Source organism: Halomonas sp. DQ26W (assembly GCF_003339685.1).
Lineage (GTDB): Bacteria > Pseudomonadota > Gammaproteobacteria > Pseudomonadales > Halomonadaceae > Halomonas.
This window is the reverse complement of record NZ_QPKI01000004.1, coordinates 130003-146510: the sequence shown is the minus strand read 5'-3', so window position 1 is coordinate 146510 and position 16508 is coordinate 130003. Positions and strand designations below refer to the sequence as shown.

17 protein-coding genes are annotated in these 16508 nt (G+C 65.8%); 12 read left to right on the top strand and 5 right to left on the bottom strand.

From position 1 onward, the window contains the following. The first annotated feature begins 5 nt into the window (after window positions 1–5). The 6 genes from DU490_RS03560 to DU490_RS03535 all read left to right on the top strand — a co-directional run bounded on the left by DU490_RS03560 (window position 6) and on the right by DU490_RS03535 (window position 6717). Window positions 6–689 carry an ABC transporter ATP-binding protein gene (locus tag DU490_RS03560; RefSeq protein WP_114572962.1) on the top strand — a complete coding sequence of 228 codons (684 nt, stop codon included), beginning with the start codon at window positions 6–8 and terminating at the stop codon, window positions 687–689. Then, the gene (locus DU490_RS03555) at window positions 689–3202 is read left to right on the top strand and encodes an FtsX-like permease family protein (protein ID WP_114572961.1); all 2514 of its coding nucleotides are present in this window, start codon (window positions 689–691) and stop codon (window positions 3200–3202) included. The genes DU490_RS03560 and DU490_RS03555 overlap by 1 nt, the downstream gene beginning before the upstream one ends. After that, complete coding sequence (locus tag DU490_RS03550; protein WP_114572960.1) at window positions 3199–4431, top strand: lipocalin-like domain-containing protein; 1233 nt, start codon at window positions 3199–3201, stop codon at window positions 4429–4431. The genes DU490_RS03555 and DU490_RS03550 overlap by 4 nt, the downstream gene beginning before the upstream one ends. A 19-nt stretch (window positions 4432–4450) precedes the next feature. Continuing rightward, window positions 4451–5365 carry a LysR family transcriptional regulator gene (locus tag DU490_RS03545; protein ID WP_114572959.1) on the top strand — a complete coding sequence of 305 codons (915 nt, stop codon included), beginning with the start codon at window positions 4451–4453 and terminating at the stop codon, window positions 5363–5365. 83 nt (window positions 5366–5448) lie between these two features. Continuing rightward, complete coding sequence (locus DU490_RS03540) at window positions 5449–5913, top strand: DoxX family protein (protein ID WP_114572958.1); 465 nt, start codon at window positions 5449–5451, stop codon at window positions 5911–5913. Window positions 5914–5979: 66 nt separating this feature from the next. Next, the gene (locus DU490_RS03535) at window positions 5980–6717 is read left to right on the top strand and encodes a dioxygenase (RefSeq protein WP_114572957.1); all 738 of its coding nucleotides are present in this window, start codon (window positions 5980–5982) and stop codon (window positions 6715–6717) included. 8 nt (window positions 6718–6725) lie between these two features. On the opposite strand, the gene gloA is transcribed toward DU490_RS03535, so the two are convergent. Beyond that, the gene (gene gloA, locus DU490_RS03530; RefSeq protein ID WP_114572956.1) at window positions 6726–7274 is read right to left on the bottom strand and encodes a lactoylglutathione lyase; all 549 of its coding nucleotides are present in this window, start codon (window positions 7272–7274) and stop codon (window positions 6726–6728) included. A gap of 349 nt (window positions 7275–7623) precedes the next feature. Here gloA and DU490_RS17405 point away from each other — a divergent pair, with 349 nt between their 5' ends. The 3 genes from DU490_RS17405 to thiE are packed head-to-tail and all read left to right on the top strand — an operon-like array spanning window position 7624 to window position 8985. Continuing rightward, the gene (locus DU490_RS17405) at window positions 7624–7797 is read left to right on the top strand and encodes a hypothetical protein (RefSeq protein ID WP_258801224.1); all 174 of its coding nucleotides are present in this window, start codon (window positions 7624–7626) and stop codon (window positions 7795–7797) included. Window positions 7798–7832: 35 nt separating this feature from the next. Continuing rightward, window positions 7833–8315 carry a C40 family peptidase gene (locus tag DU490_RS03520; RefSeq protein WP_114572955.1) on the top strand — a complete coding sequence of 161 codons (483 nt, stop codon included), beginning with the start codon at window positions 7833–7835 and terminating at the stop codon, window positions 8313–8315. 55 nt (window positions 8316–8370) lie between these two features. After that, window positions 8371–8985, top strand: coding sequence for a thiamine phosphate synthase (gene thiE, locus DU490_RS03515; RefSeq protein WP_114572954.1), 615 nt, complete (start codon window positions 8371–8373; stop codon window positions 8983–8985). Window positions 8986–9027: 42 nt separating this feature from the next. On the opposite strand, the gene mntR is transcribed toward thiE, so the two are convergent. Beyond that, window positions 9028–9510, bottom strand: a complete 483-nt coding sequence (gene mntR / locus DU490_RS03510) for a manganese-binding transcriptional regulator MntR (RefSeq protein WP_114572987.1) — start codon at window positions 9508–9510, stop codon at window positions 9028–9030. Window positions 9511–9675: 165 nt separating this feature from the next. Between mntR and DU490_RS03505 the strand changes: the two genes are divergently transcribed. The 3 genes from DU490_RS03505 to DU490_RS03495 are packed head-to-tail and all read left to right on the top strand — an operon-like array spanning window position 9676 to window position 12299. After that, window positions 9676–10602 (top strand): metal ABC transporter solute-binding protein, Zn/Mn family, encoded by a 927-nt coding sequence (locus DU490_RS03505; protein WP_114572953.1) that lies wholly within the window; start codon window positions 9676–9678, stop codon window positions 10600–10602. Further along, complete coding sequence (locus tag DU490_RS03500) at window positions 10595–11383, top strand: metal ABC transporter ATP-binding protein (protein WP_114572952.1); 789 nt, start codon at window positions 10595–10597, stop codon at window positions 11381–11383. The genes DU490_RS03505 and DU490_RS03500 overlap by 8 nt, the downstream gene beginning before the upstream one ends. A 43-nt stretch (window positions 11384–11426) precedes the next feature. Further along, window positions 11427–12299 carry a metal ABC transporter permease gene (locus tag DU490_RS03495; protein ID WP_404872828.1) on the top strand — a complete coding sequence of 291 codons (873 nt, stop codon included), beginning with the start codon at window positions 11427–11429 and terminating at the stop codon, window positions 12297–12299. 6 nt (window positions 12300–12305) lie between these two features. Here DU490_RS03495 and DU490_RS03490 read toward each other — a convergent pair whose 3' ends face one another. The 3 genes from DU490_RS03490 to DU490_RS03475 form a co-directional block, all read right to left on the bottom strand. Then, complete coding sequence (locus tag DU490_RS03490; RefSeq protein ID WP_114572950.1) at window positions 12306–13181, bottom strand: DMT family transporter; 876 nt, start codon at window positions 13179–13181, stop codon at window positions 12306–12308. 495 nt (window positions 13182–13676) lie between these two features. Continuing rightward, complete coding sequence (locus DU490_RS03485; protein WP_114572949.1) at window positions 13677–14999, bottom strand: serine hydrolase; 1323 nt, start codon at window positions 14997–14999, stop codon at window positions 13677–13679. A gap of 746 nt (window positions 15000–15745) precedes the next feature. Next, window positions 15746–16507, bottom strand: a complete 762-nt coding sequence (locus DU490_RS03475) for a sulfite exporter TauE/SafE family protein (protein WP_114572948.1) — start codon at window positions 16505–16507, stop codon at window positions 15746–15748. Between the last annotated feature and the right edge of the window lies 1 nt (window position 16508).

Below are 16508 nucleotides of genomic sequence, written 5' to 3'. Positions count from 1 at the left end.
CATCCATGCTCGAATTCCGCCAGGTCCACAAGTCCTACGCGACACCCCAGGGGCCGCTTCAGGTGCTGGACGGCATCGACCTGCGGCTCGCTGCCGGGGAGAGCCTGGCGCTGATGGGCGAGTCGGGCAGCGGCAAGTCGACCCTACTGCATCTGGCGGCGGGCCTCGACCTGCCGGAGGCCGGCGAAGTGTCGGTCGCCGGCCAGGCTATCTCGTCGCTGGACGAGCCCGCCCGGGCCCGGTTGCGCCGCGATACCCTGGGCCTGGTGTTCCAGCAGTTTCACCTGGTGCCGAGCCTGAACGTTGGCGACAACCTGCGCCTGCAGGCCCGACTTGCCCGGCGGTGCGACCCGGAGTGGGCGGCCCACCTGATCGAACGGCTCGGCCTTTCCGGCATGGAGAAACGCTACCCGGAACAGCTCTCCGGTGGCCAGCAGCAGCGCCTGGCCATCGGTCGCGCCCTGGCACCTCGCCCAGCGCTGCTGCTGGCCGACGAGCCCACCGGCAACCTGGACGAGACCAGTGCCGACGAGGTGCTAGGCCTGTTGCTTTCGCTGGTGAGCGAGAGCGGCAGCGCCCTGCTGATGGTGACCCACAGCTCCCAGGTGGCCGCGCCGCTGGACCGCTGCCTGCGGCTGACCCACGGCCGGCTCGGCCCCGTTGATGAACGAGAGGCGAGCCATCGCTGATGTTCACTACCCTGGCGACACTGCTTTCCCACTACAAGCGCCATCCGGGCCAACTCGCCATGCTGCTGCTGGGCCTGTGGGTGGCTAGCGCCCTGTGGAGCGGCGTGCAGGCAATCAATGCCTCGGCCCGCGACAGCTACGCCCGCGCCGAGGCGTTATTCACCACCGGGCTCGACCGCCTGGAGCGCCGCGACGGCCAACCCTTGACCCGGGATGACTACCTGCGCCTGCGCCGCGCCGGGCTGCCGATATCGCCGCTGCTGGAGGGCACGCTGGAGGCCCCCGATGGCACCCGGCTGACGGTGATCGGCATCGAGCCCTTCACCCTGCCCGGCGACAATGCCTTCGCCACCGCCGGCAGCCTCTCTTCAAGACCAGGTGACCTGACCATTTTTCTCACCCCGCCGTGGCAGACCCGCGTGGCCCCGGACACCCTGCCCGCCCTGGGTGTAGCGGATCGCCAGGCGCCAGGCGGCGAACCGCGCCTGGTCGACGGGCGGCCACTACCACCGCTTGTGCTGGCACCTTCGCTGCCTCCCGATACCCTGGTGATGGATATCGCCGCGGCCGCGATGCTGCTCGACAGTGGCGAGACGCTGTCGCGGCTGGTCACCGCCCCCCATGCCCTGGACGAAGCCCCTACAGGCCTGGTACTGAGCCGGGCGGCCACGCTGGCCTCGCCGGGCCAGCTCACCGAAAGCTTCCACCTCAACCTCACAGCCATGGCACTGCTTGCGCTGGTGGTGGGGCTGTTCATCGTTCAGGCGGCGCTGGGCCTGGCGCTGGAACAGCGCCTGGCCATGTTGCGCACGCTGCGGGCGCTGGGCGTCTCGGGGCGCCGCCTGGTGGGGCTGCTGGCCCTGGAGCTGTTGCTGCTGGGCATCATTGGTGCGCTCGCCGGTATCGTCAGCGGCGTATGGCTGGCACGGCTGCTGCTGCCGGACGTGGCCGCCACCCTGGGCAGCCTCTATGGCGCCGGCGTAACCGCCGAACTCAACCTGCCCTGGCACTATTGGGTTGGCGGAATCGCCGTCACCCTGGGCGGGCTCTTCCTGGCCGGCGCCGGGGTGCTGTGGCGCGCCGCCCGGCTCAGCGTGCTGGGGCTGGGCCAGGCCCAGGCCTGGCGGGCGGGCTTCCGGCGCCAGCTCACCTTCATGACCCTGGCCGGTGCCCTGGTGGCCTTGACCGGCCTGGTGCTGTGGGCCTGGCTCGCCGGGCAGCCGCCGGGTGAAGGGCTGCTGGCCGGTTTCGGCCTGATGGCGGCGCTGCTGCTGGCCAGCGCCCTGTGGCTGCCGCCACTGTTGGCAGCCTTTATCGCCGCGCTGGAACGGCTGGCGCGCCGCCGGCCACTGGCCCAGTGGGCCCTGGCCGACCTGCAGCTCCAGCTGCCGCGGCTGTCGCTGGCCATGATGGCTCTGCTGATCGCGCTCTCCGCCAACCTGGGCGTGAGCAGCATGGTCGGTGGCTTTCGCCTCACCTTCCTCGACTGGCTGGACCAGCGCCTGGTAGCGGACCTCTACCTGCGCCCGCCGGCGGAGCAGTTCGAGGAAATCGAAACCTGGCTCGGCGAACGGCGCGAGGTGGCCGAACGGCTGCCCACCCGCCGTATCGAGGCCACCCTGTACGAGGTCAAGCGCGGCGGCAACACTCGGGATCTGGCGCTGCCGACCCACCTCTACGGCATTACCCCCGGCGACGCCTTGATGCCGAGCTGGCCACTGCTGGACACCCTCGCGGGCCGTGACGCCGCCTGGCAGGCCTTCGGCGGCGGCGAGGCCTTCATCAACGAGCAGTTGGCGATCAGCGAGGGGCTGACCCCAGGCGACAGGCTGACCCTGAGCGCCCCCCGGGGCCAAGAGCAAGCCACCGTGGTAGCGGTCTATCCCGACTACGGCAACACCCAGGGGGAAGTGCTGTTTGCCACTGCCCAGCTGGCCAGCCGCTTCGGCGCACCGCCGGGTTCCATCGGCATCGTGCTGGCGGCAGGCGCCGACGAGGCGGCGCTGGGCCAGGCCCTGAGCCAACACTTCGGCCTGGGCAGCGACAGCCTGGTGGACCAGCGCGAGGTGAAACGCATCGCCACCGGCATCTTCGAGCGTACCTTCACCATCACCCGGGCGCTGAGTGCGCTGACCTTGGGGGTGGCGGCCCTGGCACTGCTGGCCAGCCTGCTGGCCCAGGCCCGTGAGCGACGTCGCCAGCTGGCGCCGCTCTGGGCGCTGGGGATTCCCCGGGCCCAGCTGGTCCAGGTACAGCTGGGCCAGCTCGGCGGCGCCGCCTTGGTGACCGGCGCCCTGGCGATTCCACTGGGCATCGTCCTCGCCCTGGGCCTGGTGGCGGTGATCAACGTCGCCGCCTTCGGCTGGCGCCTGCCGCTGTTCCTGTTCCCGATGGAGATCGCGCTGACCCTGGCCACCGCCGTGGCAGTCGCCCTGCTGGCGACCGCCCTGCCCGCCATCACGCTGTGGCGCACCCCACCCCGGGCACTGCTGGCCGAGGAGGTGAATACATGAGTGGCACCAGGCTGGTCGTGATACCGCTGACGCTGCTGTGGCTTGCCAGCTGCGACACCGGGCGAGATGGCGCCGCACCCGGCGAGCCCGCCGGTTTCGCCGGGCTGGGCGAGGAGGCCGGCGACTTCGCCCAGGCCCATGAAGGCATCACCCTGCGCTTCCCCGAGGACCATGCCGCCCATCCGGACTACCGCATCGAGTGGTGGTACCTCACCGCCAACCTGGAGGACGACAGAGGCGAACCGTTGGGCCTGCAGTGGACCCTGTTTCGCCAGGCGCTCACCCCTCCAGGTGAACGCCCCGAATCCACGCCCTGGGCCGCCGACCAGCTGTGGATGGCGCACATGGCGGTCTCCCGGGGCGAGACCCACCGGGTAGCGGAACGCTTTGCTCGCAGCCATTCCGACGACGATCTCGAAGAGCGGGATGGCCAGGCCGGTGCACGGGCCGAGCCGTTCCGGGCCTGGATCGACCACTGGCAGCTGGCTAGCCATATAGAAACATCAGACGAAACGTCAGACGATGAGCCCGACACAGACACCTTCGACGAGCTTGAATTGACAGCGCACCAGGACGACGAGTACGGCGGCTTCGGCTACGACCTGACCCTCACTGCCGAGGGCCCGCTGGTGCTCCACGGCGAGAACGGCTTCAGCCAGAAATCCGCCGACGGCCAGGGCTCGATGTCCTCTGGTTCGATGTCCTCTGGCTCGATGTCCTCTGGCTCGATGTACTACAGCCAGCCGTTCTGGCGTATCGAAGGGGAGGTCACCCTGGATGGCGAGACGCGCACGGTGAGCGGGCGCGGCTGGCTCGACCGCGAGTGGAGCAGCCAGTTGCTGGGGGCCGAGCAGCGCGGCTGGGACTGGTTCTCGCTGCACCTGGATAGCGGCTACAAGCTGATGGCCTTCCGACTGCGCGGCGGCGCCACGGACGGCGGCGACTACCGCTCAGGCACCTGGATCAGCCCCGAGGGCGAGCCCACCGCGCTGACGCCGGACGAGATCCACATGGAACCGCTCGGCACCCGGCAGGCCGCCGGGCGCGAGGTGCCGACCCGTTGGCGCCTGGAAATCCCCCGTGCCGAGCTCGACCTGATCGTCGAGGCCCCCCATGCCGAGCGCTGGATGGACACCAGCGTGCCCTACTGGGAAGGAGAAGTGGTCGCCCGCGATGCCGATAGCGGCGAGAACCGGGGCGTCGGTTATCTGGAGATGACCGACTATTGACGCGACGTGAGGAGAGACCATGAACCTGCTGGACGCCATGAGCGCCTACGTGCGCGTCGCCGAACTCGGCAGTTACACCCGCGCGGCGGAGGCGCTGGACCTGTCGCACACGCGGGTCTCGCGGCTGATCATGGAACTCGAGAGCCACCTGGGCGTACGACTGCTGCAACGCACGACCCGGCGCCTGCATTTCACCGAGGCCGGCGAGAGCTACCTGGCCCACGCCCAGGGCATCCTGCAGGCGCTGTCAGACGCCGAGGCCGAGCTGGGCGCCGGCAGCACTGAGGTCTGCGGCCGGCTGCGCGTCAACGGCCCGATGTCATTCGGCACGCGCTTCCTGTCGCCACCGATCACACGCTTCATGCTGGCGCACCCCGCGCTGCAGGTGCGCCTCGACCTCAACGACCGCCGCGTGGACCTGCTGAAGGAGGGCTACGACCTGGCGATTCGCATCGGCGAGCTGCCCGATTCCAGCCTGGTCGCCCGCCGCCTGGCCCGCTGCCGCCTGCTGCTGTGCGCCTCGCCGGAGTACCTGGCACGCTACGGCGAGCCGCGCACGCTGGCGGAGCTGGCCGATCATCGCTGCCTGCGTTATCGCACGGCCAACGGTAGCGAGTGGCAGTTCGGTGGGCAGCGACTGATGGTGCACGGCCCCCTGGAGAGCAACAACGGCGACGTGCTGACCCAGGCCGCCGAGGCCGGGCTCGGCATCGCCCATCAGCCAAGTTTTCTGGTCACCGAAAGCATCCAGCGTGGGCGCCTGGTGCCGCTGCTGGTCGACGAGGCGACAGTGACGATAGGCATCCACGGGGTCTACCCCGCGCGGCGCCACCTGCCGGCCAAGGTCGAGCGGCTGCTCGACTTCCTGGCCGAGGCCTGGGGCGACCCACCCGAGTGGGAGCGGGAGATTGGATTGTCGCCCATTGCGCAATGATGTTGTTCGTCAAGCGATGATTATCCCGGGGAAAGGGCAGCATAGAGTGACAGGCATCCCCTGACACAACACGGAGTCTTTCCATGCAAGCCACTCATTCTCACAACACGCCGTCTCATACCACGCCGTCTTACAGCGCGCCGCTCAGCGGCTCCCAGCAGGCAATCCAGGCCCATGCCACCGCCCTGCTGCGGGTGTCGCTCGGCATCATGACCCTGGCCCACGGCCTGCTCAAGGTGTTCGTCTTCACCGTGCCCGGCACCGTCGGCTATTTCGAATCCCTCGACCTGCCCGGTTTCATCGCCTACCTGACCATCTTCGCCGAGATCGGCGGTGGCCTGGCCCTGCTGTTCGGCGTCTATACGCGTTGGGTGAGCCTGGCATTGATTCCGGTGCTGATCGGCGCCGCCTGGGTGCATGCCGGCAATGGCTGGGTCTTCTCCAACCCGGGTGGCGGCTGGGAGTATCCTGTGTTCTGGGCCGTCGCACTGCTGGTGCAGGCCGGCCTGGGGAGCGGTAGCCTCGTCGTCAGCCGTCGCTTCGCCTGATCGTCAACCGCTTGAACGTCATTCGCATGGCGTCGCCCGTCGGCGCCATGCCGCGAGGAGAACACCATGCAACCCAGCCTCTTCATTTCCCACGGCTCCCCGATGCTGGCCCTGACACCGGGGCCGGCCCACGACTTCCTGCGCGAGCTGGGGCGGGCGTTGCGCCCCGAAGCCATCCTGGTGGTGTCGGCCCACTGGACCACCCGCCAGTTGATGGTGAGCACGAGCCCCCGGCCCGAGACCATCCACGACTTCGGTGGCTTCCCCCAGGCGCTGTTCGACTGCCAGTACCCCGCACCGGGCGAGCCCGAACTGGCCAGGCGATTCGCCCGGGAACTCAATGCCGTGCCCACCGAGCGCGGCCTCGACCATGGTGCCTGGGTGCCGCTCTCGCTGATGTTCCCGGAGGCCGATATTCCCGTCGTCTCGCTGTCGCTACCGGTCGAGTGGTCGAACCAACAGCTGGTCGAGCTGGGCGGGAAGCTGGCCGGGGCGAGATGCGACGGCGTACTGGTGATCGGCTCGGGCAGCCTGACCCACAACCTGGCCGAGATGCAGGCCGGGCAGGTCCCAACGCCCGAGTGGGTCAGCCAATTCGTCGACTGGATTCACTTCCGCCTCGAAGCCGGTGATCGCGACGCCCTGCAGGAGTGGGAGCTAGCGCCACAGGCGAGGCGCAACCACCCCACGCCGGAACATTTCCTGCCGCTGCTGGTAGCCATGGGCGCCGGGGGGCAGGCCAGGCGGCTGCATCACAGCGTGGAGCAAGGGGTGCTGACCATGGATGTCTACGCCTTCGCTTGAGTGCGCGCTCACTTATCCAGCGGTGTCTCACCCAGGCCGGCCAGCCGGTCGGCCTGGACCACCTCGATCCAGTAGCCGTCCGCGTCCTTGACGAAGACCACGTCCTTCATCTTGCCCTGGTCCGAACGCTTGATGAACTCGACGTCATTGGCATCGAACCAGGCCTCGGCGGCATCGAGGTTGGGCACCGAAAAACAGATATGACCGAAGCCCTGGGGTTCGGCATTGCCGTCATGGTAGGCGAAATCGGCCTGATCCTCGGTGCCCCAGTTATGGGTCAGTTCCAGCAGGCCTTTCTGGCTGAAGGTCCAGACGGTCCGTTCGCCTTTCTCCTCCGGCACATGCTCCTCCTCTTCCAGCCTGGCCAGGAAATAGAGCGAGAAGCCCAGCTCCTCGAAGTCGAGACGACGCAGTACGCTCATGCCGAAGACACGGGTGTAGAAAGCCAGTGACCGTTCCGGGTCCTTGACCCGCAGCATGGTGTGGTTGAGACGAAAACCGAGGGAGTCTCCCGTAGGCATCTTGACACCGGGGTGCTGCTCACCCTTGAAGTTCATGGCCACTCTCCTTTATCGCTAGCTGGGTCGCGGTAGGTTCCCTTCCGGAATAATGATGCCCTGACCGGGATATTTCCAGCCGCGAGACACTCCCAGCGCCTCAATGCATAAGAACTGTACAACAAACGGACGGCAGGATGACCCGTGCCGACCAGCCGACGGGATTATTTGGAAAAAGCGGCCACAAAATCCTACTCTTATTGTACGATTGCCTCCAAAGAGATAACACCATGCCCAACACCGACTTGACCATTGGTGACCACCTCACCCACAAGCAGCTCACCAGGGCCGTGGCCAACGGCTTCACCCCCCCCTCATCGAGGTGGAGTCCCAGGACGGCATCTATACGGTGCGCCTACACCACGTCAACGGGGTCGCGACGCTATCCGATTGCCAGGGGCACACCCGGACCTTCATGGGCACCGGCGAGATCCGCGACCTGCTAGCAGAAGCCGGCCTGACCTATGGGGTGCTGACCTGGTCAGACCAGTATGGCGGCGAGATGATCGGCGGCAAAAGCTAATGTAGTGGCATGACCACTGAGCAGGAGCAAAAGACATGCCCAACCGGCCCACTACCTGGCGTCTTTTTGCCTACCTTGCGCTGCTCAGCCTGCTTGCCGGCTGCGCCAGCCGTGACCTGGCGACCCATGACCCAAGACCAGACGAAGACGTGTCCATCGAGAGAGCCCTGATACTGGCTACGGCAGAGGGGGCATTGGGGACCCCTTATCGCTTCGGCGGCAATTCTCCGGGAGGACTCGACTGCTCCGGGCTCGTCGAGTTCGCCTATCGTGCCGCCGGAATCTCAGTGCCTCGCACCGCCGACGATCAATTTCGTAGCCTGCCAGAGGCCCGCCGGGCACGCCCGGGCGACCTGCTGTTCTTCGGCGATCGACGCAAGGCCACCCATGTCGGCATCTATCGCGGCAACGGCCAGATGATCCATGCCCCGGGACGGGGTCGCCAGGTCGTCAGCGTACCGCTGGACGTCGACTACTGGCAGGATCGCTTCCTGGGCGCGGCAAGCCCCGCCCCCTGACGCCATGGCTGCGGGCAGGTATGATCGAGGCCCGACAACTCTTTCCGGTGAGCCTATGCGAGTCGACCTTTCCCTCTATCTGGTAACCGACCCCCGACTTTGCGCCCGCCATGGCCTGGTGGAAACCGTGGTGGCCGCGGTACGCGGTGGCGTGACACTGGTGCAATTGCGCGACAAGCACGCCAGCGACGACGCGCTGATCGACCAGGCGCGGCGCCTGAAGACCGCATTGGCCGGCAGCGGCGTGCCGCTGATCGTCAATGACCGGCTGGACGTGGCGCTCGCCAGCGAGGCGGATGGTCTCCACCTAGGCCAGGACGATGGCGACGTGGCCCTGGCGCGCCAGGCGATGGGCGAACAGGCCATTCTTGGGCTCTCGGTGCAGAACTTCGAGCAGATGGCACGGCTGGACCCGGGCCCGCTGGACTATCTGGGCCTGGGGCCGGTCTTCGCCACCGGAACGAAGCAGAACCATGCGCGGCCGCTGGGCTTCGACGGACTGGCCACGCTGGTCGCGGCAAGCCCGCTGCCGGCGGTGGCCATCGGCGGGCTTCAGGCCGAACATGCGGCACGGGTGCGCGCGGCCGGCGCCCGGGGGGCCGCGGTGATTTCGGCGATCTGCGGCCAGCCGGACCCGGAAGCGGCTGCGCGAACGTTCTTCGACGTTTGAAAACCGATCGCCGTCCGGCTGGTAGCTACACGCTTCACCGACTCAGGAACTCCCACGCTCCTGCTCTCGCGAAAAACGCTGCATGATATCCAGGGTTTCCTGGCTGGCGTGGTGTTCCATGCCCTCGGCATCGATTCTCGCCGTGTGATCGCTGACGCCCAAGGCACGCAGAAACTTCAGCACGATGGCATGACGCTGATGCGACATGGCCGCCATCGCCTCGCCCTTCTCGGTGAGAAACAGCGAGCGATAGGGCTTGCTGGAGACCAACTCCAGGCTCTTCAACCGGGCCACCGTCTTTGACACCGTGGCCTGACTGACCCCCATTCGCGCCGCGACATCCGTCGAGCGCGCCTCACCCTGATGCTGGAGCAGGTCAGCGATCAGCTCTACGTAATCCTCGAGTAGCTCGGTTTCATGGGCACTGCGCACGGCAGCGTACTGCCGCGCATGTTGGTCGCTGGGCGGCAGGGCATCCGCCTTGCAAAGGCGATCCGGTGTCACATCGTTCGGGAAGTCGGTCATCGCGCCAATATAGCCAATCTGCTCATAGGGCAGCAACAAGAGCCCGATAGAGATTTACTACTACCTAATAAGTTAACCTTGGCTAAAATAGTAGCTATGCGCTCACAAACTCGCCAAAACGTAACAACTGACTATCAGCGGTCAGCCACCAGAGGAGAGTGCCCGATGACGGCCCCCAGAGGTTTCAAGCGCCTCAGCGCCCTTGCGTTAGCGTTGTCGATCACAGTGTTGTCGACCACCACCCAGGCCGAGGAACCGCCGCTCAAAGTGGCCGCCACTTTTTCCGTGATTGGTGACCTGGTCAGCAAGGTAGCCGGCAAGGATGCCCAGGTCGACGTGCTGACCCCGATTGGTGCGGAGGTGCATGAATGGGAGCTGGTTCCGAGCAACTTCATCACGCTCGAAGAGGCCGACTTGGTGTTCTATAACGGCTACGGCCTCGAGCAGTGGATGAGCCAGGTCAATGCCACGGTGCTTGACGGCGTGCCGGTGGTCGCCCTGGCGGAGCAGAGCGGCTATCCCACCCAACCGATCGCGACCGGCGATTACGCCGGCGAAGTCGACCCGCACCTGTGGATGGACCCGCGCGCCGCCGCCGCATACGTCCAGGTGATCGCTGAAACCTTCGCCGAGGCGCGACCCGAGGCTGCCGAGGCTTTCCAGGCACGCGCCGAGTCGCTGGGAGAGTCGTTGCTCTCACTGTTCGACGAGTTGACCGAAGCCCTCGCGACCATTCCCGAAGAACAGCGTCTGCTTATCACCAGTGAAGCGGCCTTCGTCTATTTCGCTGATGCCTTCGGCTTCGAGCATGACGGCATCTGGGGCACCAACGCCGAGGAAGAGGGCTCGCCGCGCCAGATCATGCGCATCGTCGACCTGATCGAGGAGAAACAGCCGGCCGCCCTCTTCTGGGAAAGCACCATCTCCGATCGCCACGTGCGCAGCGTGGCCGACGAAACCCAGGTGGCGATCGCCGGCCCCCTCTACGTCGACTCCCTCAGCGAGCCGGACGGCGACGCACCGGATTATGCCAGCATGCTGCGCCACAACGTCCGGCTGCTGCGCGACACCCTGGGTGGTGGACATGACTGATACAGTTCCGGCGCTTCAAGCAAGCCGTCTCTATGCGGCCTACCACCAGCAGCCCGTGCTGGAGGACATCACCTTGACGCTGCCACAAGGTCAATGGACAGCCATCGTTGGCCCCAACGGCGCCGGTAAATCGAGTCTGCTGAATCTGGTCATCGGCAGTCTCGCGCCGCTGCGCGGCGAACTGCGGATCCTCGGCGAGAGCCCTGCCGCACAGCGCCGTGCCGGCAACATCGCCTACATGGCCCAGCAGGAGAACATGGAGTGGGACTTTCCCATTTCGGTGCGCGAGACGGTGCTGACCGGCCGCTACGGCCTGATACGCCAGGATCCGCTGTGGCAGCGTCTTATGCCGCGCTACTGGGCCAACCCCAGCCATCGGCAGGCCGTGGAAGCCGCCCTCGAGGCCGTCGACATGGCCGACCATGCAGCGCGCCCCATCGGTGAGCTCTCCGGCGGCCAGAAGAAGCGCGTGATGCTGGCTCGCGCCCTGGCTCAGAAAGCCAGGATCCTGCTGCTCGACGAACCCTTGGCCGGGGTCGACCCACCCAGCGAAGCGTTGATTCTCGCCACACTCGAGCGTGAGCGCAGCAACGGGCGCACCGTCATCATGGTGACCCATGACATGCCAAGCGCGCGACGCTATGCCGACAACGTACTGCTGATCAACCGCACCCTGATCGGCATGGGATCCCCTGGCGAGATGCTCAGCGACACCATGCTGGCTCGCCTGGCGGTAGGTGCGCCCGACGCCAGGCACGGAGGCGTGCGTGTTGCCGCTTGAAGCCCTGGCCACCGGCGTCATCGACGCCTTGATTGCCCTGCTGATGATGGCGGTCAATCTGCTGCCAGAACCCCTGGCGGCTCCCTTCGAGTACCGCTTCATGCAGCGCGCCCTGCTCACCTCGGTACTGGTGGGGGCGATCTGCGGGCTGCTCTCCTGCTACGTGGTACTCAAGCGCTGGTCGCTGCTGGGTGACGCCATCTCCCATGCGGTGCTGCCCGGCGTAGCCATCGCCTACCTGCTGGGCTGGCCGTTCTTCATCGGCGCCTTCATCACCGGCGCGCTGACCTCGCTAGGCATCGGCGCGCTGGAACGCCATACCCGTATCAAGGCGGATGCCGCCATGGGCCTGATGTTCACCGCCGCTTTCGCGCTAGGCATCGTGATCATCAGCAAGATCGCCACCAGCACCCACCTGATGCATATCCTCTTCGGCAACGTGCTTGGCGTGCAGACAACGGCGCTGATACTGACACTGGTGGCCAGCCTGGTGGCCGTGCTGGCGATCTGGCTCGCCTACCGCCCATTGCTGCTCTACACCTTCGACCCGCAGCAGGCCCAGGCGCTGGGCTTCAATACCAGCATCATCCACTATGGGCTGATTCTGCTGCTGACCTTGACCATCGTCGCCAGCCTGGAAACCGTGGGTATCATCCTGGTGGTGGCGATGCTGATCACTCCCGGCGCCACGGCCCACCTGCTGACTGACCGCTTCCCTACCATGCTGGTCATTTCGGTCGGCGTCGGCGTGCTATCCGCCATCGTGGGACTCATGCTCTCGGTATCGCTGGATATCGCCTCGGGCGGCGCCATCGTGTTGGTGGCCTCGGGCCTATTCTTCATCGCCCTGCTGGCGGCACCCAGACACGGCCTGATTGCGCGCCACTGGCGGCGCTGGCGGTTGAATCGTGCCTAAAGCTGATCAGGAGGTCGGACGGCGTTTCAACGTCGTGCGGCGATCGTGATAGGCGATCACCAGGCCGCTGCCGATGATCAGCGTACTGCCCACGAAGACCCAGACATCCGGCATTTCGCCCCAGAACCACCAGCCTAGCAGTACCGCCCAGAGCATAGCCGTGTAGTCGAAAGGCGCAGCAATGGCCGCCGGAGCGAAACGAAATGCCAACGTGATGAAGGCTGTCGCCCCCACGCCGATGATCCCCGCCCCCAGGAAGCCCAGCCAATGCCACGGGTGAGGCGTCTGCCACACCCAGGGTAGCACCAACGCCGTAAGCACCAGTGGCACCAGGGTCATGTAAAAAACCATCGCCCAGAGGTGCTCACGGGCACCGTAACGCCGCGCGGTGATCATCATCAGCGCGTAGAAGACGGCCGCCGCCAACAGTGCCAGCGCCCCCGGATGAAAGGCGTCGCCGCCGGGGCGCACGACCACCAGCACCCCCAAAAAGCCCAGCAGGGACGCCGCCAACACAGGAGGATCGATCTTCTCACCCAGCAACGGTACCGAAAGCAGCGTGACGAACAGCGGGGCGACGAAAGCGATGGCGGTCGCCTCGGCCAGAGGCAGCAGCGTCAGACCGAGCACGAAGAAGAACATGGTGCCGGTGTAGATCAGGCCGCGCACCAGATGCACTCCAGGGCGACGGGTACGCAGCTTGGTGAGCCCACCACCGTAGTAGGCCAGCACGGCGATCAGCGGCAGCGAGACCAGGGTACGGAAGAAGATGATCTGCACCGGCGAGTGCACCTCGCCCAGCCATTTGGCGATGGCATCGCCAATCGCCAGGCACAGCACGCCCGCACACATGCACAAAATGCCCTTCAACGACGGCGTCATGGCGATCTCCCCCCTTGCCAACCCTGGCAGCCCAAAAAACCACCCCGCCGACCGGAAGGGACGACGGGGCTTATTGTTACCAACCTAATAGCTCGGGGCGATGGCGGCAAGCCGATGTCGTCATCGCTGCTACCCTCGTCTCCAAGCCCTGCTTCTTCCGGTCGCACCGCACCACTGTGTTCTTGGCGACGATGTCTCGGTACTGCGGCGCATATTCGAGGAGCAAATCTCCCTGGCAGTGATAATCCGCAGACTCGACCCGACACTTTCCGACTGCGTGCGGGCAGAGTTGGAGGCGACTCGGCCGGTGGGCTGGCACTGGATCCCGGCTGAGCACCTTCGACACCAGCAGGCATCTCCGCCAGATCCATCGCCATTGTGTCTGCTTCTCACTCGAGCCTCTAGGCGCTGTAAGGGCTCGATATGGATAGCCAGGCTCAAACGACTGACGCCCCGCATCGGCGGAGCGTCAGTACGGTCGGACAGTAGTTACGCTCAGTTTTGGGCCACAACCATGCAATCCATACCCTGGGAGCGCAGGCGCTGGCAGGCGCTACGAGCATCCTTCTCCTGCAGGTCGATCAGCCGGGCGCGGAAGACACGCTGCTCGTCCTGGGACTCGGCCACCGAGACGCGCACGTCGTGCAGTTGGCTGGCCAACTGGTCGGCCGCTCGTGATGCCAGGCTGCGAGCCTGGTCGGCATTGTTGAACGCTCCGACCTGCACGGCCCAGGCGCCGCCCACCCGCCGCGAGTCCGACCGCGCGATCAGGTCGCGGATCGGATCATCGGCGGAGCCTATCTCGGCTTGGTGGCTCCCGAAGGTGGAGGCGCGCGGCTCGGAGGGACTGGCCTGCAGGGCGGCATTCAGCGTCACCGCGGACGCCTGTCCGGCGCTTGCCACCTGAACGGCGGGCACCGGTGATGGCGGTGACTGTGGCAGCGGCATTCTGTCGCCAAACATTTCCGCCTGAGCGATCCAGTCGCCCTGATGCAGCATATTGAGCCGTACATAGCCACGATCGAGCAAATCGGCCATATGGGCATCGCGCGAGGCCGCGGTAAAGCCACCCATCACCACCGACACCAGGCGGCGCCCGTCACGCACCGCCGAAGTGGCCACATTGAAGCCCGAAGCGCGAATGAAGCCGGTCTTCATGCCATCGGCCCCGGGATAGCTGCCGAGCAGACGGTTGTGACCGGTGATGGTCTGGCCATTCCAGGTGAACCGGGTCTGGGAGAAGTAATGATAGTACTGGGGAAAGTCCTGCATCAGCCGAATCGACAAGGTGGCCATGTCGCGTGCGGTAGTGGTCTGACCGGCATCAGGCAGGCCATTGGGGTTGCGAAAAGTGGTGCGAGGCATACCCAATTGCCGAGCCTTGTCGGTCATCATGCGGCCGAAGTTTGCCTCGCTACCGCCTAGCGCCTCGGCCACCACCACCGCCACATCATTCGCGGAACGGATCACCAGCGCCTGGATGGCGGTCTCAACCGGAAGGGTCGAACCTGCCCTGACATAGAGCTTAGAAGCCTGCCTGGAGGCTGCATAGCTGGAGACTGGCAGCGGCGAATAAAGATTCAGCCTGCCGTCCTCGATGGCCTCGAACAGTATGTAGAGCGTCATCATCTTGGTCAGTGACGCCGGATAACGGGTCGCATCGGGGTTCGCTGCGTGCAGGATGTCCCCACTCTCGACGTCGATCACGATAGCTGCATAGCGCGGATTGGCCTGGGCCGATTTCGCTGTCAGCAGCAGAAGGCTGGCCAGCAGCACAAATACGGCTACCCCGAGGTAGTGTCGGTAGGCGGAGGACATGGCAGACACCTCTAATTCCCTTGGTTGTTCCCAGTGGCCTTTTTAGCAGGCCTTGCTCCAGTATGGACAGTAAACGTCCGCCTTACAGCCAGAAAAGCGATGTTTCCAGGCGGCATACCGTTTTATGATTCAACGCAAGGAGTTTCCCACCCACTTTCGCTCTTCCACCAAATCTCACTCCCATGTGGAAAAAGGATCCGGGGTGCAGTTCAGAAATCGCAGGCCCGCTTTCCAGCCAGCAGCTCTGTCTCGCTGACGAGGCACTCGTCCAGGGCCTGGCGTATGCGCAATTCGTCCAAATGCTGGCCGATGAAGACCCGCTCCTAGGAGCCTGTCACCGAAGGGCTCCTGCCACTTTTCCATGATATAGCCGCGATATTCCGGGTCGTCCGGCCAGCGACTATATAGTGGACCCTATGGTCCACTATAACTGCCCTGCGGGAGATACCCTACCCGTATCCCCCTGGAAAGGTATGACTTTCGAGCACCACGCGGGCGGGAGCCTCCAGGGTAAAGGTGAAATAGCGATGCCCTGGCGTCATGACCTCGTAGGGTCGACCCGGCACCAGTTCAATCGCACCGTCCCGTGGCTATCCCAGGCCGGCACAGCCGGTCAACAGCAGCAAGCTCAATAGCAGTGAACCCGTGACGCGTTTCATGACAGACTCCCTTCTCCGCACGAGCGATGCGCTGTGCTCTTCCATCGGCGCAGGTGCGGTACTCAGGCTCCCGGATAAGCCTGACCTTCAGCCTACCCCCAACAACCGCTCCACCCCCAGCCAGATCAGCCGCAGGGCGAGCAGGGAGAGGGTCCACTTGAAGAAGAAATCGAAGCGATGATCGGTCACGCGATGCAGTAGCCGCAGCCCCGCCCAGGTGCCCACCACACCGGCCGCCACCATGGCCAGGATCAGCCAGAGCCAGTCGCGGAAGACGAAGCCGGCGAAGCCGAAGACGAAGGCCTTGGTGAGATGCTGCAGCGTCATGCAGGTGGCGAAGGTGGCCACCCGCGGCAGCCGCTCGGCGATGCCCTGCTTGATGAAGGAGGCCACCAGTGGGCCGCTGGCCCCCACCAGGCTGGAGAGCAGCGTGGTCACCGCACCGGCGACCACGGTACCCGTGCGCCCTACCGCCCGCTGAGGCAAACCCGGTCCCCAGCAGGAGTAGAGCACGAAGGCGGCGATGCAGAGTTCCAGTACGCCTGGCGGCAGGCGCACCAGGAGCCAGGCCGCCACCAGCGCACCCACGACCACCCCGGGCAGGAAGGCGGCAATCACGGGCATCCGGACATGACGCCGGGTCATCACCGCGCGGCCACCGTTGGAGCCGAGCTGGACCATGCCGTGTACCGGAATCAGCGCCGTGGCCGGCATCACCTGGGCCATGACGATGATCAGCAGCGTGCCCCCGCCGATACCGGCCACGGCGGAGAGCGCCGAGGTCAGTGCCGACAGCGCCACCAGCCCCAGGTTGAGCCCGCCCGACAGCGGCGAAAGCAGCGCCAGCATC